Below are 21905 nucleotides of genomic sequence, written 5' to 3' on the forward strand. Positions count from 1 at the left end.
GTAAATCGGTGATACTTTTTATCCTGTTAACCTCTGCATTAATCTGGATTATACTTTTAGCATAAACAATAAAGGCAGCCATTGCGCTGCCTTTATTTACTGCTTTATTAATTTTAGTACCAGATTTTCCTCATCAGTATTGATTTTAATTAAATAAAGGCCATTTTTAAAATCATCCGTCCTTATTGTATTGATACCTGCATTTACTCTTTGTTCATGTATCAAACTTCCACTTAAATTATAAATACATAAGGTTCCACAAAGTGTTGAGTGTATTTCAAAATACTGGTTAAAAACGGTAGGAAACACTTTTATTTCAGATAGGAATGAATTATTGACTAAGGTAGCCTCATAATTAAATTGTTCACGCTTAGTGTTCAAATACTCTGTGGACTCAACATCCCATTTTTGATACACTTTAGTCAGTACCTTAGATGTGGCTTCTTCATACATAAAAATCCATTTCTCACCTGTTTGCTGTTTCCAATCTTCATCTCCACTTCTGGTTTCATTTTTGACTTCCGTTTGATTTCCAAATTCATCATAGATTTCTGAATCTTTTGATGCTTTAGATAAAACACCATTTCTATAGGATTCAGTCATTGAATACACTAGTTCATCAGTTTTGAAATCAATTGTATAATAATATTTCAACCAGGAAGACTGACTCCATATTTCATCTAACTCGCTATTATAATCAGACAGCTGTAACCAGGTCCATCGGAAGTCGTTGGCCCAGTTACCATTATATATTTGATAGGTTTCTATTGTGGTAGGCGGAGTTCCTTCCCCATCGCCATCGGGATAAGAAGCACTAAGTTTTTCGGCATCAACAAAGTAAGCATCATTATCCACTTCTTCGTGAGGAAATTCAGGCCCTGTATATTCCTGATAGGTATACGAGTCCACATAGCTGCTTTGTACGTGCCCCTCCTGATTCCAGAAATACCAATTTACATCAATATATCGTCCAACCAAATCGAAGTTACTTCCGTTATGGTAATATTCATAACCTCCACAAATTAAATTATCGTCATCATACTCCCAGGTATTTTTCCAGCTCGCAAACCACGATCCTTCATACCTGTCATACGATATTTGTTCAGTTAATAATCCGTCTTCGTAATTATAATCTGTTTTATATCCGTAAATCTCCACCCATCCGTCAGGATAATCGTAATAATAGCTTATTACCCCAACCTCCTGACCAAAGGCATCATAGATTCGTTCATTCCAGGTTCCTTCAGATAATTCCCAGTCAGAAGAAATCCAATAATAAATTAACACTTGAGAAAGGACTCCATAATCATCATAAATATATGAGTATTTGTAATCTTTAAACCAACTGTTGCCATCAAACGATTCTTTAACTTTATCCTTTAGCGTAAGGTTATCATAGTAGGTATATGTATTTCTTTCATTCGATGACTCTGAGATCCACAACAATCCATCTTCGTTATATTGAAGATTGGCTATTATCGGTTCAATCCACTCATCACCATTCCAGTAATCGGTTGTACAATGAGTAGGCAGATAATCTTCCAGATATGATTTAAGGATAATACTTTTTGATGAAGACTGATGATGACTTTTTTTCGAAAGTGGCTTTTGGGCAAAAGTTGTAGTCACTATGACTATTGCCAGTAATAGGGGGAATGGCCTTTTCATAGCTTAACGCTTTAGTTAATAAATTCATTATATCCAGCATATTACATCAAAATATAATGCTTTTATTGGACAAAAGACAGTGTTGAGTACTAATTGTTTGCTAAAATGTTTGAATGAAGCTAATAAGTTCTTCTTTAAACATTATAAAAAAAGGCCATCCAAAGTGGACAGCCTTTCATGCCTTTATTGTTTTATTACTTTTTGAATATTCTCTCCTTTAATGGTTTGTACTTTTACAATATACAGGCCTCTTTCAAAATCATCAGTATTGATTGAATTGGTACCTGGCCCAATGATTTGTTCCAGCACCTTGGCTCCACCTAAATTATAGATAAATATCTTACCTGAATATTCAGATTGTACTGCAATGTTATTCATAAATGCAGTTGGATATATTTTTATTCCTTCTTTCACTAATAAATCGAGATTAGTAGCTGAATATTCAAATTGTTCACGCATATAATTTACATACATTGAACCATTCCAATCTGAATGAATTTTAATTAATATTTTAGATGTTGCACCTTCGTACTCATAATCCCACATTTCGCCACCTACTTGCATCCAGTTTTCATCTCCGCTATGGGTTTCGCTTTTCGATTCTGTTTGGTTACCAGATCCATCAAACAATTCAGAGTTCTTAGATGCGCTTATTAATACACCATCTGTATAACTTTCATAAATATTATAAGTTAAAGCATCGGTCCAATAGTCCATATTGTAATATTCTTTTTGCCATTCGGTTCCATTCCAACTTTCATCCATTTCACTTTCTGAATCTGACATTTGAATCCACGTCCACCGATAATCATTAACCCAACCGCCGTCATAAACCTGATAAACTTCAATGGTTGTAGGAGGAGTTCCTCCACCATCACCATCGGGGTATGATGCAACCACTTTTTCGGAATTCATGTAATTAGCATCATTATCTGGTTCTTCGTTTGGATACACTGGACCAGTATACTCCTGAAATGTATAGGATGAAATGTAACTATTTTCAACATGACTTTCTGAATCCCATATGTACCAACTTACATCTGTATAACGACCACTCAACACGTAGTTGCTGCCATTATAATCATATTCATATGCTCCGTTTAAAACATCCTGTTCATCGTACATCCAAACATTTTTCATTTCAGGTACCCAAGCACCATTATCTCTTTGATAATAAATCTGCTCTGTTATTAATCCATTAGTATAAATCGATTCATCTTTATAACCGTAATCTTCAACCCAACCTTCAACAGCATCGTAGGAGTAGCCTATTTCTTCACTAACATTTCCATACTCATCATAAACAATGTCATACTTGTATCCATATGAAATTTCCCAATCGGCACCATTCCAATTATAATAGACAGATTGGGATTCATAACCCATTTCGTCATACATATACGACTGCTTTGACTGATAATTCCAATCGGAACCATCAAACCATTCCGTAATATAATCCTTAACCATCCCATTTTCATAATAGGTATAAGTCATTCTTTCATTCGGAGATTCCGAAATCCATAGCAAACCATTCTCATAATATTGCAAGTTTGTGGTAGATGGATCTGCCCATTCCGCTCCGTTCCAATAATCTGTTATAACACTTGTAGGTAGGTACTCTGCCTTGGCAGCTTTAAGCTTGTTAATCTGCTCCCGGCTCTGTTTCTGATTCTTTTTTGTAAAAGGATTTGCCACTACAGTTGAGCATAGCATCAATCCAACAAAAAGTAAAGTAAATGTTCTTTTCATTCCCCTATATTTAAATTAAAAAAAGTGATTTTTGATCAGGTTGTTCGTATATAATATACAACCAAAACAAAATAAAAGACAGAGCTATCCTTTATTTTTTGACCAATATTTTTCAGATTCTTTGATTTCTTACCTACTTTCAAGCGTAAAGAGTTGAGCTGAAAGTTCGCAGATAATCAAAAATGAACTATTTTTGCATTTTTGATAAAAATCACAAGACAGACATATGGCTCAAGAAGACGTTTTTAAGAAACTGGTTGCACATTGTAAAGAATACGGATTTGTTTTTCAATCCAGTGAAGTATATGATGGATTAGGCGCTGTTTACGATTACGGCCAAAACGGTGTAGAATTAAAGAACAATATTAAAAAATACTGGTGGGATTCAATGGTGCTTTTGCACGAAAATGTAGTAGGACTAGACTCTGCTATTTTTATGCACCCTACCACCTGGAAAGCTTCGGGCCATGTGGATGCCTTTAACGATCCGTTGATTGACAACAAAGACAGTAAAAAACGTTATCGTGCCGATGTTTTAATCGAAGATTTAATCCAGAAGTTTGAGGAGAAAATTAACAAAGAAGTTACCAAAGCTAAAAAGCGTTTTGGCGATTCGTTTGATGAGAAACAGTTTTTGGAAACCAATCCTCGCGTATTGGCCAATCAGGAAAAAATCAATACCGTTCATGGCCGTTTTGCAAAAGCTTTAAACGATAATGATCTGGAAGAACTTCGTCAGATTATTATTGATTACGAAATTGCCTGTCCTATCTCGGGCACTAAAAACTGGACTGATGTTCGTCAGTTTAACCTGATGTTCTCAACCGAAATGGGATCAACAGCTGATGGTGCTCAAAAAATATATTTGCGTCCTGAAACGGCTCAAGGTATTTTCGTAAACTACCTGAACGTTCAAAAAACAGGTCGTATGAAGTTACCATTTGGTATTGCCCAAATTGGTAAAGCTTTCCGTAACGAGATTGTTGCTCGTCAGTTCATTTTCCGTATGCGCGAGTTCGAACAAATGGAGATGCAATTCTTTGTTCGTCCGGGTGAAGAAATGAAATGGTTCGAGTATTGGAAAGAAGCTCGCATGAAATGGCATAAAGCCATGGGTATGGGTGATGAAAAATATCGTTTCCACGATCATGATAAATTGGCTCATTATGCCAATGCGGCTACCGATGTTGAGTTTAAAATGCCATTCGGTTTCAAAGAAGTAGAAGGAATTCACTCACGTACCGACTTTGATTTATCGCAGCATCAGGAATATTCAGGTAAGAAAATTCAATATTTCGATCCTGAATTAAATAAGAGTTACGTACCATATGTAATTGAGACATCTATTGGTGTGGATCGTATGTTCCTTAGTATTATGGCAGGTGCGTACAACGAAGAAGAAGTAGAAGGCAAAGGTGGTAAGAAAGAAACTCGCGTAGTATTGAACCTACCACCTGTTTTAGCTCCTGTTAAATTAGCAGTTATGCCATTGGTAAAGAAAGATGGTTTACCTGAAAAAGCACGTGCTATTATTGATGATTTGAAATTCGATTTCAATTGTCAGTACGACGAAAAAGACAGTATTGGTAAACGTTACCGTCGTCAGGATGCCATTGGTACACCGTATTGCGTAACCGTTGATCACCAATCGTTAGAAGATGATACCGTAACTATTCGTTACCGCGATACCATGGAACAGGAACGAGTAAAAATAGCTGAACTTCATGGCATTATTGCTAAAAAAGTAAGTATGAAAGAGCTTTTTAAGCAAATGGCGTAAATCACCATTTCTTAGTCTCTTTCATTTAAAACATATTACCAACCCGCTGATTTTAATTAGCGGGTTTTATTTTATCATAACTGAAAAGTATATACTCTTTTTGTTTACAATTAGTATGTGTATTTTCACGTCAAATAAAAAACAAAATCATGATTGACAGAATAAAAGCCCTACTACCTTATATTGGAGCTGTTTTAATCTTCATTATTCTTAGTACCGCCTATTTTACTCCTGTACTGGAAGGAAAAAAGTTACCTCAGCTGGATAATTCGCATGCCAAGGCCATGGCAAAAGAGTTGGTTGATTTTGAGAAACAAACTGGTGAAAAGTCGATGTGGACTAACTCCATGTTTGGAGGTATGCCAGCCTATCAAATAAAAGGTGATGCTTCAAAAAATGTCTTTTGGTATTTCAATAAAATCACACATCTTGGTTTACCGTACACTACCATAGCTATTGTTTTCTTATATATGCTGGGCTTTTACCTTTTACTCTTAAGCCTGAAAATTGAAAAATGGCTAAGTGTTGTGGGTGCTGTTGCTTTTGCTTTTGGGTCCTATAACCTCATCATAATTATTGCCGGACACATAACCAAAACATACGCCATTGCTCTGATGGCCCCTGTAATAGCGGGTGTTTTATATGCTTATAACCGAAATAAGTGGATTGGAGGATTAATAACCGCCATTGCATTAGGAATGGAAATTGCCTACAACCATGTGCAAATAACTTATTATCTGGCTTTAATGATTTTGATTATAATAATAGCAAAGCTGGTCTATGCTATTAAGGAAAAAGCCATCAAAACATTTACGCAGACATCAACAATATTAGCTGTGGCTGCAGTTCTGGCCATTTTACCTAATATTACAAACCTGATAACGACCTACGAATATGGTAAAGAATCCATTAGAGGAGCCTCTGAACTAACTGCTAAAGAAGGTGAAAAGGAACACTCAGGCTTAGATATAGATTATGCATTCAGCTGGAGCTATGGCAAAAAAGAAACACTCACGCTTTTAATACCAAATATAGTTGGTGGAGCGTCGGAACCCATAGGGACTAATGATGGCGCCATGAGTGAGGTAGATAATCGCTTAAAGGAATATGTGTCTCAATCAAGTCAATACTGGGGCGGACGTGTTTTTACCAGTGGTCCCGTATACATTGGTGCTTTGGTCTGTTTCTTATTTTTTATTGGAGCTTTTTACTATAAAGGCAAAGAAAAATGGTGGTTAATAGCCGCCACTGTGTTATCAATATTACTTGCCTGGGGTAAGAATTTTGAAGGATTTAACCATTTTATGTTCTATAATTTCCCATTATACAATAAGTTCAGAACGGTTGAAATGGCCTTGGTCATCGCTTCCTTTACCATGCCGGTATTGGGTTTTCTTGGATTGAAAACAATCATTGATAAGCCGGAACTTATTAAACAGGATAGTAAATGGTTTTTAATTGCATTTGCTTTAACGGGCGGTATTAGTTTGTTATTTGCAGTTGCTCCGGGTGCTTTGGGCATCTACGATTTCCTTAGCCCACAGGAAGCTCAATCATTTGCACAACAGATACAACAAGGTGGTGATCAAGCAATGATGTATAAGTTATTACAAGATAATTTAATTACAGCTCGTCAACACCTGATGACTTCAGATGCATGGCGTTCGTTTATCTTTATTCTGATTGGTTCTGCATCGCTATGGTTTTATTCACAAAATAAACTGGCTACCCGCTATATTATCTGGGGTTTTGCCATTCTTATATTTATCGACCTTTGGGGTGTTGATAAACGATACCTAAACAACGACAATTTTGAAACTAAAACAAAAGCCAAGGAAGAATTTGCCAAGTCAAAAGCAGATGAAGCGATATTAAGAGATCAGGATTTATACTACCGGGTTTTACCAATCTATCGCGATCCATTTAAGGACGGTTTTACGCCTTATTGGCACAAAACAGTTGGTGGTTTCCATGGAGCTAAATTACGACGCTATCAAGATTTATATGACAGATATATTTTCAATAACTGGCAAACTCTAATTCAATCCTTACAAAATGCCCAAACATTGGGTGATTTAGAAATAGAATTGGAAAATATGCCAATTCTGAATATGCTGAATACGAAATATGTTATTTATAACCCGGGTGCTACACCAATATTTAATCCGGCATATATGGGTAATGCATGGTTTGTGGAAAACATTAAACTGGTAGCCGATGCCGATGAAGAAATAGCTGCCATTGGAGGTGTTAATCTTCATAAATCAGCAGTAGTTGATCAGCAATTTAAAGAGCAGATTAATGGTTATTCAATCGATTCTATTCAAGGTAGTATTGATTTGGTTAGTTATGCTCCCAATAAGTTAATTTTTGAGTCAAATACACCTCAAAATCAAGTAGCAGTTTTCAGTGATATTTATTACGATAAAGGATGGAATGCATATATTGATGGTAAGAAAACGGATCATTTCAGAGCCAATTATGTATTGCGTGGTTTAATGATTCCTGAAGGACAACATACAATTGAATTCCGGTTTGAACCTACATCATTCTACACTGGTCAGTGGGTTGCAGCTATAAGTTCAATAATAATACTTTTACTAATTGCAGGAGCTGGCTTCTGGTTTTGGAAGAAACAAAAAACGGAATAAAATGAAAATAAAAAGAGGCTGACCTATTTGGTCAGCCTCTATTCTTCAACTAATCTTTTTCTTTTAAAAGAAATAACTACTAACAGTGTATCATTTAATTAGTCTCTTTTCAATTAGAAGATCTAATCGTATTATTAAAAGAGAATTACATGATTTTCCTGAATAGGAATTAACTACTACTTCACGATTAATAATATCAACACAAGCAATATTACTACAACCTGATAAGTGATAAAATAATTCGGAAATTTTAATCTTCGCTTTACGATTTTTAAAGGTACGCGTTCTTCATTCATAATAAGTAACGGTTTAAGGTTTAGTAAAAATAATATTTCGGAAGTTAATAAACAAACCGACTAATTCGATTAAACGTTCAATAAAAGCCATTTATCTAAATAGTTTTGATTAACTTCCCATTTTCTAATATAAAAGCCTGTTTTTTATTGATCAAATAAATTATATAAATTTATTATAGATAAATAGCAAAAGCATACAAACGCTTTTATAATAACACTGCTAATACTCAATAACGTTATTTTCAATTATTCCATTAATTAAGTTTTCAGAACTTAAATCAATATCCTTCTTAATCAACCGTTCTTTTGGATGGGTGTTATTGTATGAATAATTTCTAACCTGTTATAAATTGAAGAAAATGCTCAGTTTTAATTATCTTTATCAATCATGAAAGATCTTGAGAAATTACAATGTGAACACTGTCAGGCGGAGTTTAACAAACATGATCTTGACCGATCCTGCAGTAATTGTTTTTGCTGTACTGGCTGTGAAATATACCTGTGCCCTAATTGTAAAAAAGAAATTGTGTTGACTCCTATCGGAGAACCTACTACATGTCGCTACCATAATAAAGATAACCCTTTAAAAGGTTAACGAGTAACCTATCCGGCAACATCAATGGCCACTGACTTGAACAAGCACCAAACCGTATTTCCGGGTTCAACAAACATTTTTTTACCTGATTCAGCTGTTATCTCCACAACCAACTGAAATCCCACATCTACGATACAAAGAGTTGTTGCTCCCCTATCAATAGTCTCAACTATTACCCCTTTCAACTGGTTTTGGATCGTCACCTCTTTCAATTTTTCTCGCGAAAGTGCAATATCATCAGAACTGATAAATATTTTCATCTCCTCACCTACCTTGTAGGTTTGATTGCTTTTTTCGCATTTTACTCTAACACTGTTTGCCTCGCCATTATTCGATAAAATGGTTATACCTCTATCTGTATCAATTTCCTTCACCTTCATGGTAATTGAATTCATAATGGAGTTTTTACCAAACATCTCCAAGGCTGCATCCGACCTTAACAGATCATGATAATCAGCATGACCAATGCACCTTCCCTTTTGAATGAGACACAACCTATCTGTTAACTTTAATAAATCAGGTAAATCATGACTAACGACTAAAATAGGTATTTTAACTTTCCGGTGTATTTTCAATAAAAATGGTAATATCTGACTACGCAGTTGCACATCTACTGCAGAAAAAGGTTCATCTAACAACAATATTTTAGGAGCCGACAATAAGGCTCTTCCTAATGCTGTTCTTTGTCTCTCACCCCCCGAAACCATGGCTGGTTTAGTCTGTAATAAATGTCGAAGATTTAACAAATCTACAACCTGATCGAAACCCAGATGTTTAGAGCCAAACCGTTTAATTCCATACAGTAGATTCTTTTCGATAGTCATATGCGGGAATAATCTCCCTTCTTGAAAAACATAGCCAATATTGCGCTTCTGAACCGGTATATTTATATCCAACTCAGAATTAAAAACTATGTTATCATAAATTTTTACAAAGCCCTTTTCTGGTGTTGCCAAACCGGCTATAGACTGAAGCAATGATGTTTTACCCGAACCACTGGCACCATAAATACCTGTGATTCCCACATGGAAATTCTCCTTAATTCGTACATCAAAAATGTCGCGTTGTAATGTAAAATCCACTTTAATCATAGGCTATCTGCGCTTGGGCTTTAATTGTTTTTTGATATACCACTCCGAACCTGCCATAGCAATAAAAGATATTAGTACCGAAACCAATACCAATCGTAAAGTAGCCATTTCTTGTCCGGGAACCTGCATATAAGCATATATAGCTAAGGGTAACGTTTGTGTTTCACCGGCAATATTACCAGCAAAAGTAATGGTAGCTCCAAACTCACCCAATGAACGGGCAAATCCTAAAATACTGCCGGAAACAATTCCTGGTAAAGCTAGCGGTACCGTAATTCTAAAGAATGTTTTAAACTTACCGGCACCCAAAATACGCGATGCATCTTCCAACCCCGGATCAATCATCTCCATGGCTGTTCGTACAGATCGTACAATAAGTGGAAATGCAACTACAACAGAAGCAATTACCGCTGCTTGAAAAGTAAATGCCAATTTAATTCCTAAGGCAGAAAACAACCACTGACCCAATAACCCCTTCGTACCTAATAGCAGAAGCAATAGGTAACCGGTGGTAACAGGTGGCATTACCAATGGAAGGTGTATAATGCTTTCGATAATGGCTTTTCCTCTGAACTTTTTTCGTGCCATTAAATAACCAACTAATAAAGCCAGAGGCACAGCAATTAAAGTGCAATAAAAGGCCACCTTAAGGGATAAACCTAATGCATGTAACTCGGCTGAATTAAATTTGATCAGTTGATTAAACATAGAATAAATATAAGGTAATGACACAAAAACTTATATCTGTATAAATCTTACTATAAAAAAAATGCCATTATCTACACATCGCTATCTTTCAGCAGTATCTGTTAATATCAAAAAACTAAAATCCTACATTTTTGTAGGTGTAAGAAGTATCATCAACAAATTTGTTTAATAGCCTTGTTTTAGTTCTTCTAGATTTCGTTTGGCTTCATCACTGCCAGTTTGATCATAAATAAGTTGATAAGTGTAATAAGCCATTTCGCGACCACCTTTTATTCGTAACTGTTTTGCCAATTCAAGCATTATTTCCATTTCCCTCTTGAAAAGTTCCGGATTATTTGCTGAAATAAACTTGATTGATTCAGCAACATTCGCATAGTTTTCGTTTGATAAATTCAAAAGCAGATGAGGCATTAAAACATTTTCGTCAATCGAAATTGATATTCCCATTTGCTCTTTAACCTGACTGACAAAATCCTGCACTTCTGTAATATTCTTTCCTAATATACTATCAGGAACAGTAGTAAACGAACGATAAAAGTTATATCCCTTACAAAAACCCGTATATGCATTGGTCTGATGAGTTTCGTCTTTTAAAACATCAAACTTCCAATGCAAATAATCTATTTGCAATGAATCCAACAGAAAATGAAATGCATGATTTGACTGCTCCAATTGTGGATAGTTCTCATTGCGTCCCATACCAAAATACAGTGCTTTATTCTGCTTGAGTTCAATTTTATTGATGTGTTTGGCATCTACAAGTTGAAGTACCGGGCTGGTTGCCAAATAAAACGAAAAATGATCCGGCTTATTCAAAAAGCATTCAAGTACCATTGCACCGGCCATTGAATGTCCTGAAACCATTCGAACACCTGAAGTTTTATACTGGCGTTCCATATCAGGAAGTAGTTCTTCCAGTATGAAAGTCAGATACTTTTTACGACCCTCTTCTTTCAAGAAGTCTTTTTTGCCATCAACCGACTCTATACCAACTGTCACAAACTCATTTTTCAATATAGATGCCCGAAAATCAAATGGTTCAGCACTCAACAAAATAGCAAGTGGATATGGGTGAGTTTGAAAATCATCAGGGTGAGAAAGAAAAACCTGAACACTACGATTTAGAATATTTGATTTGTATTCAATGCTTTGCCCAATAGTTATATCCTTACCGACAGTTTGCCCAACTGCGGAAAACACGATTAATAATAGAAAAAAAGTTAGTGAAACTCTATTCATACTTAAATCTCTAATTCTGATTAAATATAAACAAAATGAACTTTAAAGTAGAGTAGGTTGTTTGCTTTAGCAAATACTCTTAACACGAAAAATTATGCGAACTACAATCCTTATCTTCTCATTAACCGTCTTTTTAGCATCCTGTAATACATCATCCAAAAAATCAGAAAGTACAAGCGATTTATTACCACTTGGAACTCATAAAGGTACAGTTAGCGAAGTTATTCAAACTCCTTCATATACATATCTGCTAATAAAAGAAAGTATGGGTGAAAATTGGATAGCCATACCCAAAGCTGAAGTTAAAGAAGGACAGCAAGTGTTTTACGACGAAGGACTTGAAATGAAAAACTTCCAAAGCAAAACACTGCAACGTGAATTCGAGACCATCTATTTTGTTAAAGGCATTAGAAATGAAGCTTTGGAATCGGTTGATGAAGCCATCCGTAAAAATATTAACAAATCATCCGGAGCTGCTAAAACCGATATTGAAATAGAGCAACCACAAGGAGCACAAAGTATTGCTTACATATTCGAAAACAAATCATCTTTATCAGATACTAAAGTAACCGTTAAAGGAAAAATCGTAAAGGTTAACAATGGCATTTTAAATACTAATTGGGTACACATTCAGGATGGTAGTTCCTTTGAAAATAGTTTTGATTTAACCGTTACCACTGATGAATTGTATCAGGTTGGAGATGTTGTGACTTTTATAGGCACCATTGGTCTTAACAGAGATTTTGGAGCAGGTTATATTTACAATGTAATAATGGAAGATGCAACTAAAGTAGTTAGTCTCTAAACTTTTACATTCCGCGTTTAAATACATTGTATAGAATAGTTGATTGCATTGCAATCAGCTATTTTTCTTTTTACAATACCCTTAGTATTTATAACCTGCTTTTAGGTAGATATTTTCTTAACAGCCTTAATCTATTTAGTAACACCCTTAGCCCTATTTTTTTGAAATTCTCTATTGGTTATAGACGAGGTTGATTTTACTTGTAAATGCTTTTGAATAACAGCACAAGAATGGTAGTATTCAAGTTCAATCAAATGACTTAATATTTTATTTTTTACCTTTTCACTAACCGGAGTAATCATTTGAGACATAATGTAAATCAACGAATCCGGATCATTTTGCATAACCCATTCTATTGATTTAAAATAGTCTTCAAAATCTTTAAACGGCAATTTTTCTATATCAAAGTGGAAATCATACTTCTCGAGAAGCTCAACAATATTAACCACATTTTTATACCATCGGAAACGGGGTTTTCCATCAACATCCGTCCACATATATTCCGAAAAGGCTTTGGAATCTTTTTTTGCCAATTCATCACATGTAAAATAAAATGTTCCTTTAGGAGCAAGCTGTGGATTCTTCATAACTATAGCATTTTATACTATTAAATTAATAATCAAATCTTAAATATACAAATCAGCTCTTCACTTAATAAGGATTACAAAGATTTATGAGGATTTAGTTTATTAGAAAAATAAGGTTATTCCAATTTGTAAAATTCCCAATTCTTTTAATGATAATTAATACCTTTTTTACACTACAAGCTTACTAATCACAAAAATAAGGCGTACCTTTGCGGCTCATTTGGATTTTATATATGCAAGAGATTAGAAATGTAGCCATTATCGCGCACGTTGACCATGGTAAAACCACATTGGTAGACAAGATGTTAATGGCTGGAAAGCTATTTAAGGATCACCAGGATATGGGTGAACTTATCATGGACAACAATGACCTGGAGCGTGAGCGAGGCATCACAATTCTGTCGAAGAATGTGTCCGTAATGTGGAATGATGTAAAAATCAATATTATTGATACACCGGGCCACAGTGATTTTGGAGGAGAAGTTGAGCGTGTTTTAAACATGGCCGACGGAGTTCTATTACTTGTGGATGCCTTTGAAGGACCAATGCCGCAAACACGATTTGTGCTACAAAAAGCTATTTCTCTGGGATTAAAGCCAATTGTAGTGATTAATAAAGTGGATAAACCAAACTGTCGTCCTGAGGAAGTACATGAATCAGTTTTTGATTTAATGTTTTCTTTAGATGCCACAGAAGAACAGCTTGATTTTCCATCAGTTTACGGTTCGGCAAAAGAAAACTGGATGAGTACTGACTGGAAAGAAAAGACAGACAACATCCATGCTATTTTCGATGCTATTATTGAGCACATTCCTGCTCCAGAATACAACAAAGGAACACCTCAGTTACAAATTACTTCATTAGACCACTCAAAATATTTGGGTCGTATTGCTATTGGTCGATTGCACCGAGGTGAATTAAAAGTGAACCAGGATGTTAGTCTGGTTAAACGTGATGGTAGCATAACTCGCACTCGAATCAAAGAATTGAACGTATTTGATGGTTTGGGACGAACAAAAGTTGAACACGTTACATGTGGTGAGCTTTGTGCGTTAGTGGGTGTTGAAGGTTTTGATATTGGTGATACCATTGCCGATTTCGAAAACCCTGAACCATTAGAGCCTATAGCTATTGATGAACCAACTATGAGTATGTTGTTTACTATCAACAACTCTCCTTTCTTTGGTAAAGAAGGAAAAATGGTTACATCGCGCCATATTAAAGACCGTTTAGATAAAGAGCTGGAGAAAAACCTTGCTCTACGAGTAGAAGATACAGAATCAGCTGATGCATGGAACGTATACGGACGTGGTGTACTTCACTTATCCGTTCTAATTGAAACAATGCGTCGTGAAGGTTATGAGCTTCAAGTAGGTCAGCCACGTGTAATCATCAAAGAAGAATTGGGTGAGAAGCTGGAACCTGTTGAAGATTTAACTATTGACTTACCGGAAGAACACTCTGGTAAAGCCATTGAAATGGTTACTCAACGTAAAGGTGAGTTGAAAACCATGGAGAAAAAAGGCGAACGAGTTCACCTTGAATTCAATATTCCATCGCGAGGTATTATTGGTTTAAGAAGCAACATGTTGACTGCCACTCAGGGTGAAGCTATAATGGCACACCGCTTTATTGAGTTTCAACCATGGAAAGGACCTATCGAAAAACGTATCAACGGTTCGTTGATTGTTATTGAATCAGGAACATCCATTGCTTACGGAATGGATAAACTTCAGGACCGTGGAAAGTTTTTTATTGAGCCGGGTGAAGATGTTTATATGGGTCAGGTAGTAGGTGAAAACAACCGTGAAGGTGACCTTACAATAAACGTTACTAAAGCTAAAAAGATGAGTAACATGCGATCATCAGGTGCAGATGATAAAGTAAAGCTTGCTCCTCCGATTAAATTTACTTTAGAAGAGGCTTTAGAATACATTCAGGGCGACGAATATGTGGAAGTTACGCCAAAATCTATTAGATTGCGTAAAATTTTACTTCTGGAACACGAACGTAAACGCGCGTCGAAACAAGAATAAATTATGATATAACCGGTAATTTTCGGATTGTCGGGTTAGCAAGTTTGAGGCGATTATCAATGATAATCGCCTCTTTCTTTTTTTATTGACATCTATGAATGCTAGAGGATAAGCAAAACCGTTTCCTAGTTTTATTCCAAAATATGGTATCTTAGGGTATGCAATTCATCGATTTCCATACCCACCATATCCATTCTGATCCAGAGATCACTTCCATTTACAATGTTCCTCTGGAAGAATTAAACACTTCGCAATCCAATCAAAATATCTCTATAGGAATTCATCCATGGGAAATTAGTAATATAAATAATCAATTTAACTCAATTAAACAAAAACTCAGTCAATCAACAGTTTTAGCACTAGGAGAATGTGGTTTAGATAAAATCAAAGGACCCGATTTACAAACTCAAATCGATGTTTTTAAAGAACATACTTCTTTATCTGAACAACACAAAAAACCACTGATTATCCATTGTGTAAAGTCTTATTCTGAAATTATCAAACTTCGAAAAGATATAGACCCCAAACAACCATGGATATTACATGGCTTTAATAGTTCAGTTGAAACCATGAATCAAGCTATAGAAACAGGATTTTATTTCTCCTTTGGCCCTTCATTAGTTACTCATCCAAAAACACAACTAACATTCAGAAATACTCCTTTAAAACGTGTTTTTTTGGAAACAGATGATTCAAATACTAATATTAAAGAATTATATCAAAAAGCATCCGAGTTAAGAGATTTAAACATAGAAGAAGTAATAGAACAATTACAATATAATTTTAAACTTATATTTAATAATTACAGATATTTATAACATTTAATATAAAGTATAGAATGAAATACATCATCCTCTTTATTGCACTTCTTATTTCATCCACATCTTTCAGTCAGAAAAATATCAGTGCAATGCTTATAACCAGTCAAAGAAAGGTGCCAGTAAAAGAATTTTACGCGATGTTTGACAATATACCTGAACTAGTCTACACAGAAGTACTTCAACCCAAAGCCAACGAAGATATTGAGCATAATAAAGCAAACAATTATGACATCTTAATATTTTACGATTTAAATGATTCTATAACTCAAAGACAAAAAGAAGCGTATTGGCAATTGCTCCAAAATGGTAAGCCCATGCTTTTTCTTCATCATACATTGGTTTCGTACCAAAAATGGCCTGAATTCATTCATATTATTGGTGGAAGATATTACCGGGACCATCCAGAAAGAGGTCCTTCAACTTTTGAACACGATATTGATATTTCAATTGAAGTAATTAATAATAATCATCCCATATGCAACAATTTAAATAATTTCACTATTCACGATGAAACCTATAATAATTGTTTTATACTTCCTGATGTAACTCCATTGCTTACGACTTCCACTCCAATCAACATTCCTTACCCAGCTTGGATACATAAAGTAAAAAACGCAGAAGTTGTATATATCCAATTCGGACAGGATGAAAATGCCTTCACTCATCCCGAATATCAAAAACTCATCGAGCAAAGCATTAATTACCTGACAAAAAGTAATTAGTAAAAGGATTCTACTACTTTTGCGAAGCAAAATAAACCATTTATGCTTCCAACATTCATCAACCCTTTAAACACCTCATTAAACACCTGGTTAATTACTCTTTTTTGTGCCTTTTTAATTGGCGTATCAAAAAGTGGATTGAAAGGAACTGCCATGGTCTCTATTCCTTTACTTGCCTACCTGTACGGAGGTAAAGCATCGGTAGGAATCATCCTGCCTTTTTTAATTATGGGCGATTTAATGGCATTAACTTTTTACTTTAAAAGTGGAAAAATCAAATACATTATCAAACTGATTCCATGGGCTGTTGTGGGTATTTTAATTGCTGTTTATGTTGGAAATCAAATCAACGATCAACAGTTTAAGTTAACCATTGCCATTGCTATTATTGTTTGTTTGGCACTATTGCTTTACAACGAAATTCGCAAAAAGAAAATCAACCTAATTGACAATCGATTTTTTAGCGGATCTTTGGGTTTAGCCGGAGGTTTTGCCACTATGATGGGTAATGCTGCAGGACCTATTTTCAACCTGTATTTATTGTCAATGCGCTTACCCAAAGAAGCTTATATTGGAACGGGAGCATGGTTTTACCTGTTTTTGAATGTTTTTAAGGTTCCCTTTCATATCATTAGCTGGCAAACCATCACCTTCAAAACTATCCAATTGAATTTCATAATGTTCCCCGCCTTATTATTGGGTGCATTTGTTGGCAAAAAAGTAGTTAGTTATATTCCGGAAAAGGAATATCGCTATCTGATTTACTCAGTTATATTATTATCAGCAATTTTATTGTTCTTCTGATAAAGCGTAGTAAAAATGCACTTTTCGTGTGTTTTATCATGTAATTTGTAAGCACTTTATTGTACCTTTAGCAAAAATAAAGGTTCACACTACTTAAAACCCTGTTAAAGATGAATAATATTGATTGGGCAAATCTTTCATTCAGCTACATGAAGGCTGATTATAATGTTAGATGTTATTACCGCGATGGTAAATGGGGCGAACTGGAAGTGCATTCTTCTGAGTACATCAATATTCATATGGCTGCCACCGGACTACATTATGGTCAGGAAGCTTTTGAAGGACTGAAAGCCTTTAAAGGTCAGGATGGCAAAACGCGCCTGTTTCGTGTTGATGAAAACGCCAAACGTATGTACAACTCGGCAATTGGCACCATGATGGCTGCCGTCCCCGAGAAACTATTTATCGATGCAGTGGTTAAGGCAGTTGAAATGAATAAGCGCTTTGTACCTCCTTACGAATCCGGAGCTTCATTATATGTTCGTCCGTTACTATTTGGTGCAGGACCCAAAATTGGTGTTTCTCCATCAGAGGAATATTTGTTTATGGTATTTGTTATGCCGGTTGGTCCTTACTTTAAAGAAGGATTTAAGCCTACCGATATGATGATTACACGCAAATATGATCGTGCTGCTCCGCTTGGAACCGGTAATATTAAGGTGGGTGGTAATTATGCAGCCAGCCTACGTGCCGGCGACGAAGCACATGCAAAAGGTTATTCTTCAGTTTTGTTTTTAGATAGCAAAGAAAAGAAGTACATCGACGAATGTGGTCCGGCTAATTTCTTTGGCATTAAAAACAACACCTATGTAACGCCTGAATCTAAGTCCATTTTACCTTCTATTACTAATATGAGTCTGATTCAATTAGCTAAAGACATGGGCTTAGAGGTAGAACGCCGTCCGGTACCATTAGAAGAATTATCTACTTTTGAGGAAGCCGGTGCCTGTGGTACAGCAGCCGTAATCAGTCCAATTGCTAAAATTGATGATATTGACGAAGGTCGTTCTTATATTTTTAGTGCCGACGGAAAACCAGGAGAAACATCAGTTAAACTCTACAATAAATTAAGAGGAATACAATATGGTGATGAGCCTGACACACACGGTTGGGTAACTGTTATAGATTAAATTACCAAAGTTTATATTTCAAATCCTGTAAGAAATTTCTTGCAGGATTTTTTATTGCTTTTTTTAAGAGAACACCCCTTAAGCACCCTCCTATTCTTCTTTTACTTTGATATACAGACTCATTTATTTACCCTTTTGATGGTATTTGTCTTATATTTGCCCACCTAAGCAAAACTACCATAATTAAACAATGACCGATTTAAGAATTGAAAACGTCAACATCATTGCCGAACAACCAATCATCAAACCAAATGATTTAAAGGCTTTGTTTCCGTTGACCGACAAGAGTATTGAAACTGTTGAAAAGGGTCAGCAGACAGTGAAGAACATCCTGCAAAAAACAGATAAACGACTTCTGGTTGTTGTTGGTCCGTGTTCTATCCACAACATTGAATCTGCTAAAGAATATGCCCGAAAATTAAAGGCATTATCCGATGAATTAAGTGATTCTCTCTATTTGGTGATGCGGGTTTATTTCGAAAAACCCAGAACCACAGTAGGATGGCAAGGATTAATTAATGATCCTTATTTGAACGATAGTTACGCCATTGAAGATGGATTAAAAATGGCTCGCGAGCTATTAAGCTATGTAGCCGAAATAGGATTGCCTGCTGCAGGTGAAGCTCTGGACTTAATCACACCTCAGTACATGCAGGATTTATTCTCATGGACAGCCATTGGAGCTCGTACAACCGAATCGCAAACACACCGTAATATGGCCAGTGGATTAACATCGGTTGTTGGCTTTAAAAACGGAACCAATGGTGATATAAAAATAGCCATCAATGCACGTATGTCGGCTGCTGCTCCACATAACTTTGTTAGTGTGGATCCGGAAGGAAATGTTGCTGTGGTTAAAACAGCTGGTAATCCAAATTCGCATATCATCCTAAGAGGTGGTAAAGAGCCCAATTATTCAGCTGAATACGTTAGGAAATACGAGCTCCACCTAGAAAAAGAAGGTTTAGAGCCACGCTTAATGATTGATTGTAGTCATGCTAACAGTCATAAAAAAGCAAGCAACCAACAATTGGTTTGCGACGATATTGCGCAACAGATAAAAGACGGTAACAAATCTATTATTGGCTTAATGGTGGAAAGCAACCTTAAATTCGGTAAACAAAGCATTCCGGCTGACTTAAAGCAATTGGAATATGGTGTTTCAATTACTGACGAATGTATTGGTTGGGATCAAACAGAAACCATGCTACGAAAACTACGTGATGATGTAAAAGACATTCTAACTAGCAGATAAAGCATTATTGAATTGGACCAACCGTTACTGTACCTGTTGAGTTATTTGTAATGGTTGGTTCTCCTTTATATTGAACATCAAACACGCCCGTGCAATTCAATATCAATTGCTCAATTGACCAAACTTTTGCCGTTCCCTCACCAACCCAATTTAAAACAAACCCATTTACAGGCAAGTCTAGCGAATTTAAGTTAGCTGAACCGGTAATATTTATAGCTACATATTCCTGCAACTCCCCTTTCAGTTCTATTTCTGCTAATCCAACAAACGAAAGAGCATTTAAATGACCAGGTATTTTAATTTCTGCAGTAAGATCTTCTGTAGGTCTGATATCTATATCATTCGGGAATGATAAATCTAAAGTTCCATTCTCGACTTTAACACTCAGTAAATCCATAATATTTTCCTGACCACTAACCTGCACTAACTGCTCCTGCCCTGTTGATATTCGTATGTCAGTAAATGATAATGCAGAGACTCCCGAAAACGATTCAACATCAAACGTTTTCGTAATCACTTCACCTTCTCCAACAACTATATGAGAATCAGACACACAATCACATTCTTTTGAATTACATGAAACAAAAAAGCAGACCAACACTATAATTCCTATTACTTTCATATACAATACACTTAAATTGAAAGTGTTAAAAAAAATCAAAACACAACCGAAATTACTGATTTTGAATTTCAAATTGTACTTTCGAACAAACTTAAACTATATGAATCTGAAAAACAACATCTTTTTTGCTGTTACACTTGCCTTATTATTTACTTCAGGTAAACCTGTAGGTAAAAAATCATTAACCATTCACAATAAAGCTATTACTATTGACACACATTGTGATACTCCAATGAAATTTGTCAACAAAGGCTTTGACATAGGAAAAGAACACGAAGCTCCTAACAGCCGGGTAGATATACCCAGAATGGAAAGTGGTGGATTAGACGCCATCTTCTTTGCCATCTTTACCAGTCAACGTCCTCGAACCAGCGAAAACTACGAAAAGGCATACAATTTGGCCAATCAAATGATTGACTCAACTTACGCAGCCATAAAAAACTATCCAAATCAGGTAGAATTAGCCACTAACAGTAAAGATGTAACCCAAATATCAAAGAAAGGAAAAAGAGCCATTTATTTAGGCATGGAAAATGGTTTTCCTTTGGAGAAGAATATCGATAGAGTTGAAGAGTTTTACAACAAAGGCGTAAGGTATATCACCTTATCACATTCAAGTAATAATGATATCTGTGATTCATCAACCGATAAAAATGGTCCGGAACATAATGGCCTAAGTGATTTTGGAATAGATGTGGTGAACGAAATGAATAGATTAGGTATGATAATTGATATTTCACACGTTTCTGATAAATCGTTTTTTGACGTGATGAAAGTTTCAAAAACACCTGTTATTGCTTCGCATTCTTCCGTGCGATCTATATGTAATCATCCTCGCAACATGAGCGATAAGATGATAAAAAAACTGGCCGAAAAAGGTGGAGTTATTCAAATTTGCATATTAGGTGCCTACATTGAAGAGGAAGATACAACCAGCATTAATTACATCAAACACGAAGAGTTACGAAAGAAATACAATAACTTCAATTATAAGAATGAAGAGGAACGCAAAGCTGCCTGGAGAGAATGGGATCGAATAGATAAAGACTACCCTCCTGTTTTACCCAATATTGCGAAGGCTGTGGATCACATTGATTATGTAGTGAATCTGGTAGGCATTGACCATGTGGGCATAGGATCTGACTTTGATGGTGGCGGTGGTCTATCCGACTGCCAGGATGTTGGAGATTTTCCAAAGATTACCGATGAATTATTAAACAGAGGATATTCTAAAGAGGATATTTATAAAATATGGGGCGGTAATTTTCTTAGAGTCTTTAAAGAAGTAGAAGATTTTGCTTTAAAAAATTAAATTTAAATAGTTTAATATCAAGCCAGTTGACTTT

General features: G+C 35.6%; 17 protein-coding genes. 10 read left to right on the plus strand and 7 right to left on the minus strand.

Features of this window, described 5'->3' with window-relative positions:
* Positions 1–96: 96 nt before the first annotated feature.
* Both KEM10_RS10930 and KEM10_RS10935 read right to left on the minus strand, forming a co-directional pair.
* On the minus strand, positions 97–1668 hold the full coding sequence (locus tag KEM10_RS10930; protein WP_212216035.1) for a T9SS type A sorting domain-containing protein: 1572 nt from the start codon (positions 1666–1668) through the stop codon (positions 97–99).
* Between the two features lie 183 nt (positions 1669–1851).
* Complete coding sequence (locus tag KEM10_RS10935; protein WP_212216036.1) at positions 1852–3417, minus strand: T9SS type A sorting domain-containing protein; 1566 nt, start codon at positions 3415–3417, stop codon at positions 1852–1854.
* 226 nt (positions 3418–3643) lie between these two features.
* On the opposite strand from KEM10_RS10935, the gene KEM10_RS10940 reads away from it, so the two are divergent.
* Positions 3644–5197, plus strand: a complete 1554-nt coding sequence (locus KEM10_RS10940) for a glycine--tRNA ligase (protein ID WP_212216037.1) — start codon at positions 3644–3646, stop codon at positions 5195–5197.
* Positions 5198–5346: 149 nt separating this feature from the next.
* Entirely contained in the window at positions 5347–7848 is a 2502-nt protein-coding gene (locus KEM10_RS10945) for a YfhO family protein (RefSeq protein ID WP_212216038.1), read from the plus strand.
* Positions 7849–8747: 899 nt separating this feature from the next.
* Here the strand turns inward: KEM10_RS10945 and modC are convergent.
* From modC to KEM10_RS10960, 3 genes are all read right to left on the minus strand, one after another.
* The gene (modC, locus tag KEM10_RS10950) at positions 8748–9830 is read right to left on the minus strand and encodes a molybdenum ABC transporter ATP-binding protein (protein ID WP_212216039.1); all 1083 of its coding nucleotides are present in this window, start codon (positions 9828–9830) and stop codon (positions 8748–8750) included.
* A 3-nt stretch (positions 9831–9833) separates the two neighbouring features.
* Positions 9834–10538 carry a molybdate ABC transporter permease subunit gene (modB, locus tag KEM10_RS10955; RefSeq protein WP_212216040.1) on the minus strand — a complete coding sequence of 235 codons (705 nt, stop codon included), beginning with the start codon at positions 10536–10538 and terminating at the stop codon, positions 9834–9836.
* 165 nt (positions 10539–10703) lie between these two features.
* A complete protein-coding gene (locus KEM10_RS10960; RefSeq protein ID WP_212216041.1) occupies positions 10704–11777 on the minus strand; it encodes an alpha/beta hydrolase-fold protein in 1074 nt (357 codons plus the stop codon).
* A gap of 94 nt (positions 11778–11871) precedes the next feature.
* On the opposite strand from KEM10_RS10960, the gene KEM10_RS10965 reads away from it, so the two are divergent.
* Positions 11872–12582, plus strand: a complete 711-nt coding sequence (locus tag KEM10_RS10965; protein WP_212216042.1) for a hypothetical protein — start codon at positions 11872–11874, stop codon at positions 12580–12582.
* A 131-nt stretch (positions 12583–12713) separates the two neighbouring features.
* On the opposite strand, the gene KEM10_RS10970 is transcribed toward KEM10_RS10965, so the two are convergent.
* Positions 12714–13169, minus strand: coding sequence for a hypothetical protein (locus KEM10_RS10970; protein ID WP_212216043.1), 456 nt, complete (start codon positions 13167–13169; stop codon positions 12714–12716).
* A gap of 233 nt (positions 13170–13402) precedes the next feature.
* Here KEM10_RS10970 and typA point away from each other — a divergent pair, with 233 nt between their 5' ends.
* The 6 genes from typA (at position 13403) to KEM10_RS11000 (ending at position 19937) form a co-directional block, all read left to right on the plus strand.
* Entirely contained in the window at positions 13403–15205 is a 1803-nt protein-coding gene (typA, locus tag KEM10_RS10975) for a translational GTPase TypA (protein ID WP_212216044.1), read from the plus strand.
* A 158-nt stretch (positions 15206–15363) separates the two neighbouring features.
* Positions 15364–16023: a TatD family hydrolase gene (locus tag KEM10_RS10980; protein WP_212216045.1), complete on the plus strand. Its 660-nt coding sequence runs from the start codon at positions 15364–15366 to the stop codon at positions 16021–16023.
* 20 nt (positions 16024–16043) lie between these two features.
* Positions 16044–16748 carry a ThuA domain-containing protein gene (locus KEM10_RS10985; protein ID WP_212216046.1) on the plus strand — a complete coding sequence of 235 codons (705 nt, stop codon included), beginning with the start codon at positions 16044–16046 and terminating at the stop codon, positions 16746–16748.
* A gap of 42 nt (positions 16749–16790) precedes the next feature.
* The gene (locus KEM10_RS10990; RefSeq protein ID WP_212216047.1) at positions 16791–17552 is read left to right on the plus strand and encodes a sulfite exporter TauE/SafE family protein; all 762 of its coding nucleotides are present in this window, start codon (positions 16791–16793) and stop codon (positions 17550–17552) included.
* A 110-nt stretch (positions 17553–17662) separates the two neighbouring features.
* Positions 17663–18682, plus strand: coding sequence for a branched-chain amino acid aminotransferase (locus KEM10_RS10995; protein ID WP_212216048.1), 1020 nt, complete (start codon positions 17663–17665; stop codon positions 18680–18682).
* A gap of 190 nt (positions 18683–18872) precedes the next feature.
* The gene (locus KEM10_RS11000) at positions 18873–19937 is read left to right on the plus strand and encodes a 3-deoxy-7-phosphoheptulonate synthase (RefSeq protein ID WP_212216049.1); all 1065 of its coding nucleotides are present in this window, start codon (positions 18873–18875) and stop codon (positions 19935–19937) included.
* Positions 19938–19941: 4 nt separating this feature from the next.
* Here KEM10_RS11000 and KEM10_RS11005 read toward each other — a convergent pair whose 3' ends face one another.
* Positions 19942–20559, minus strand: coding sequence for a GIN domain-containing protein (locus KEM10_RS11005; protein WP_212216050.1), 618 nt, complete (start codon positions 20557–20559; stop codon positions 19942–19944).
* Positions 20560–20659: 100 nt separating this feature from the next.
* Here KEM10_RS11005 and KEM10_RS11010 point away from each other — a divergent pair, with 100 nt between their 5' ends.
* Complete coding sequence (locus KEM10_RS11010; RefSeq protein ID WP_212216051.1) at positions 20660–21871, plus strand: dipeptidase; 1212 nt, start codon at positions 20660–20662, stop codon at positions 21869–21871.
* Positions 21872–21905 lie beyond the last annotated feature (34 nt).

The organism is Carboxylicivirga linearis, assembly GCF_018271995.1.
GTDB lineage: Bacteria > Bacteroidota > Bacteroidia > Bacteroidales > Marinilabiliaceae > Carboxylicivirga > Carboxylicivirga linearis.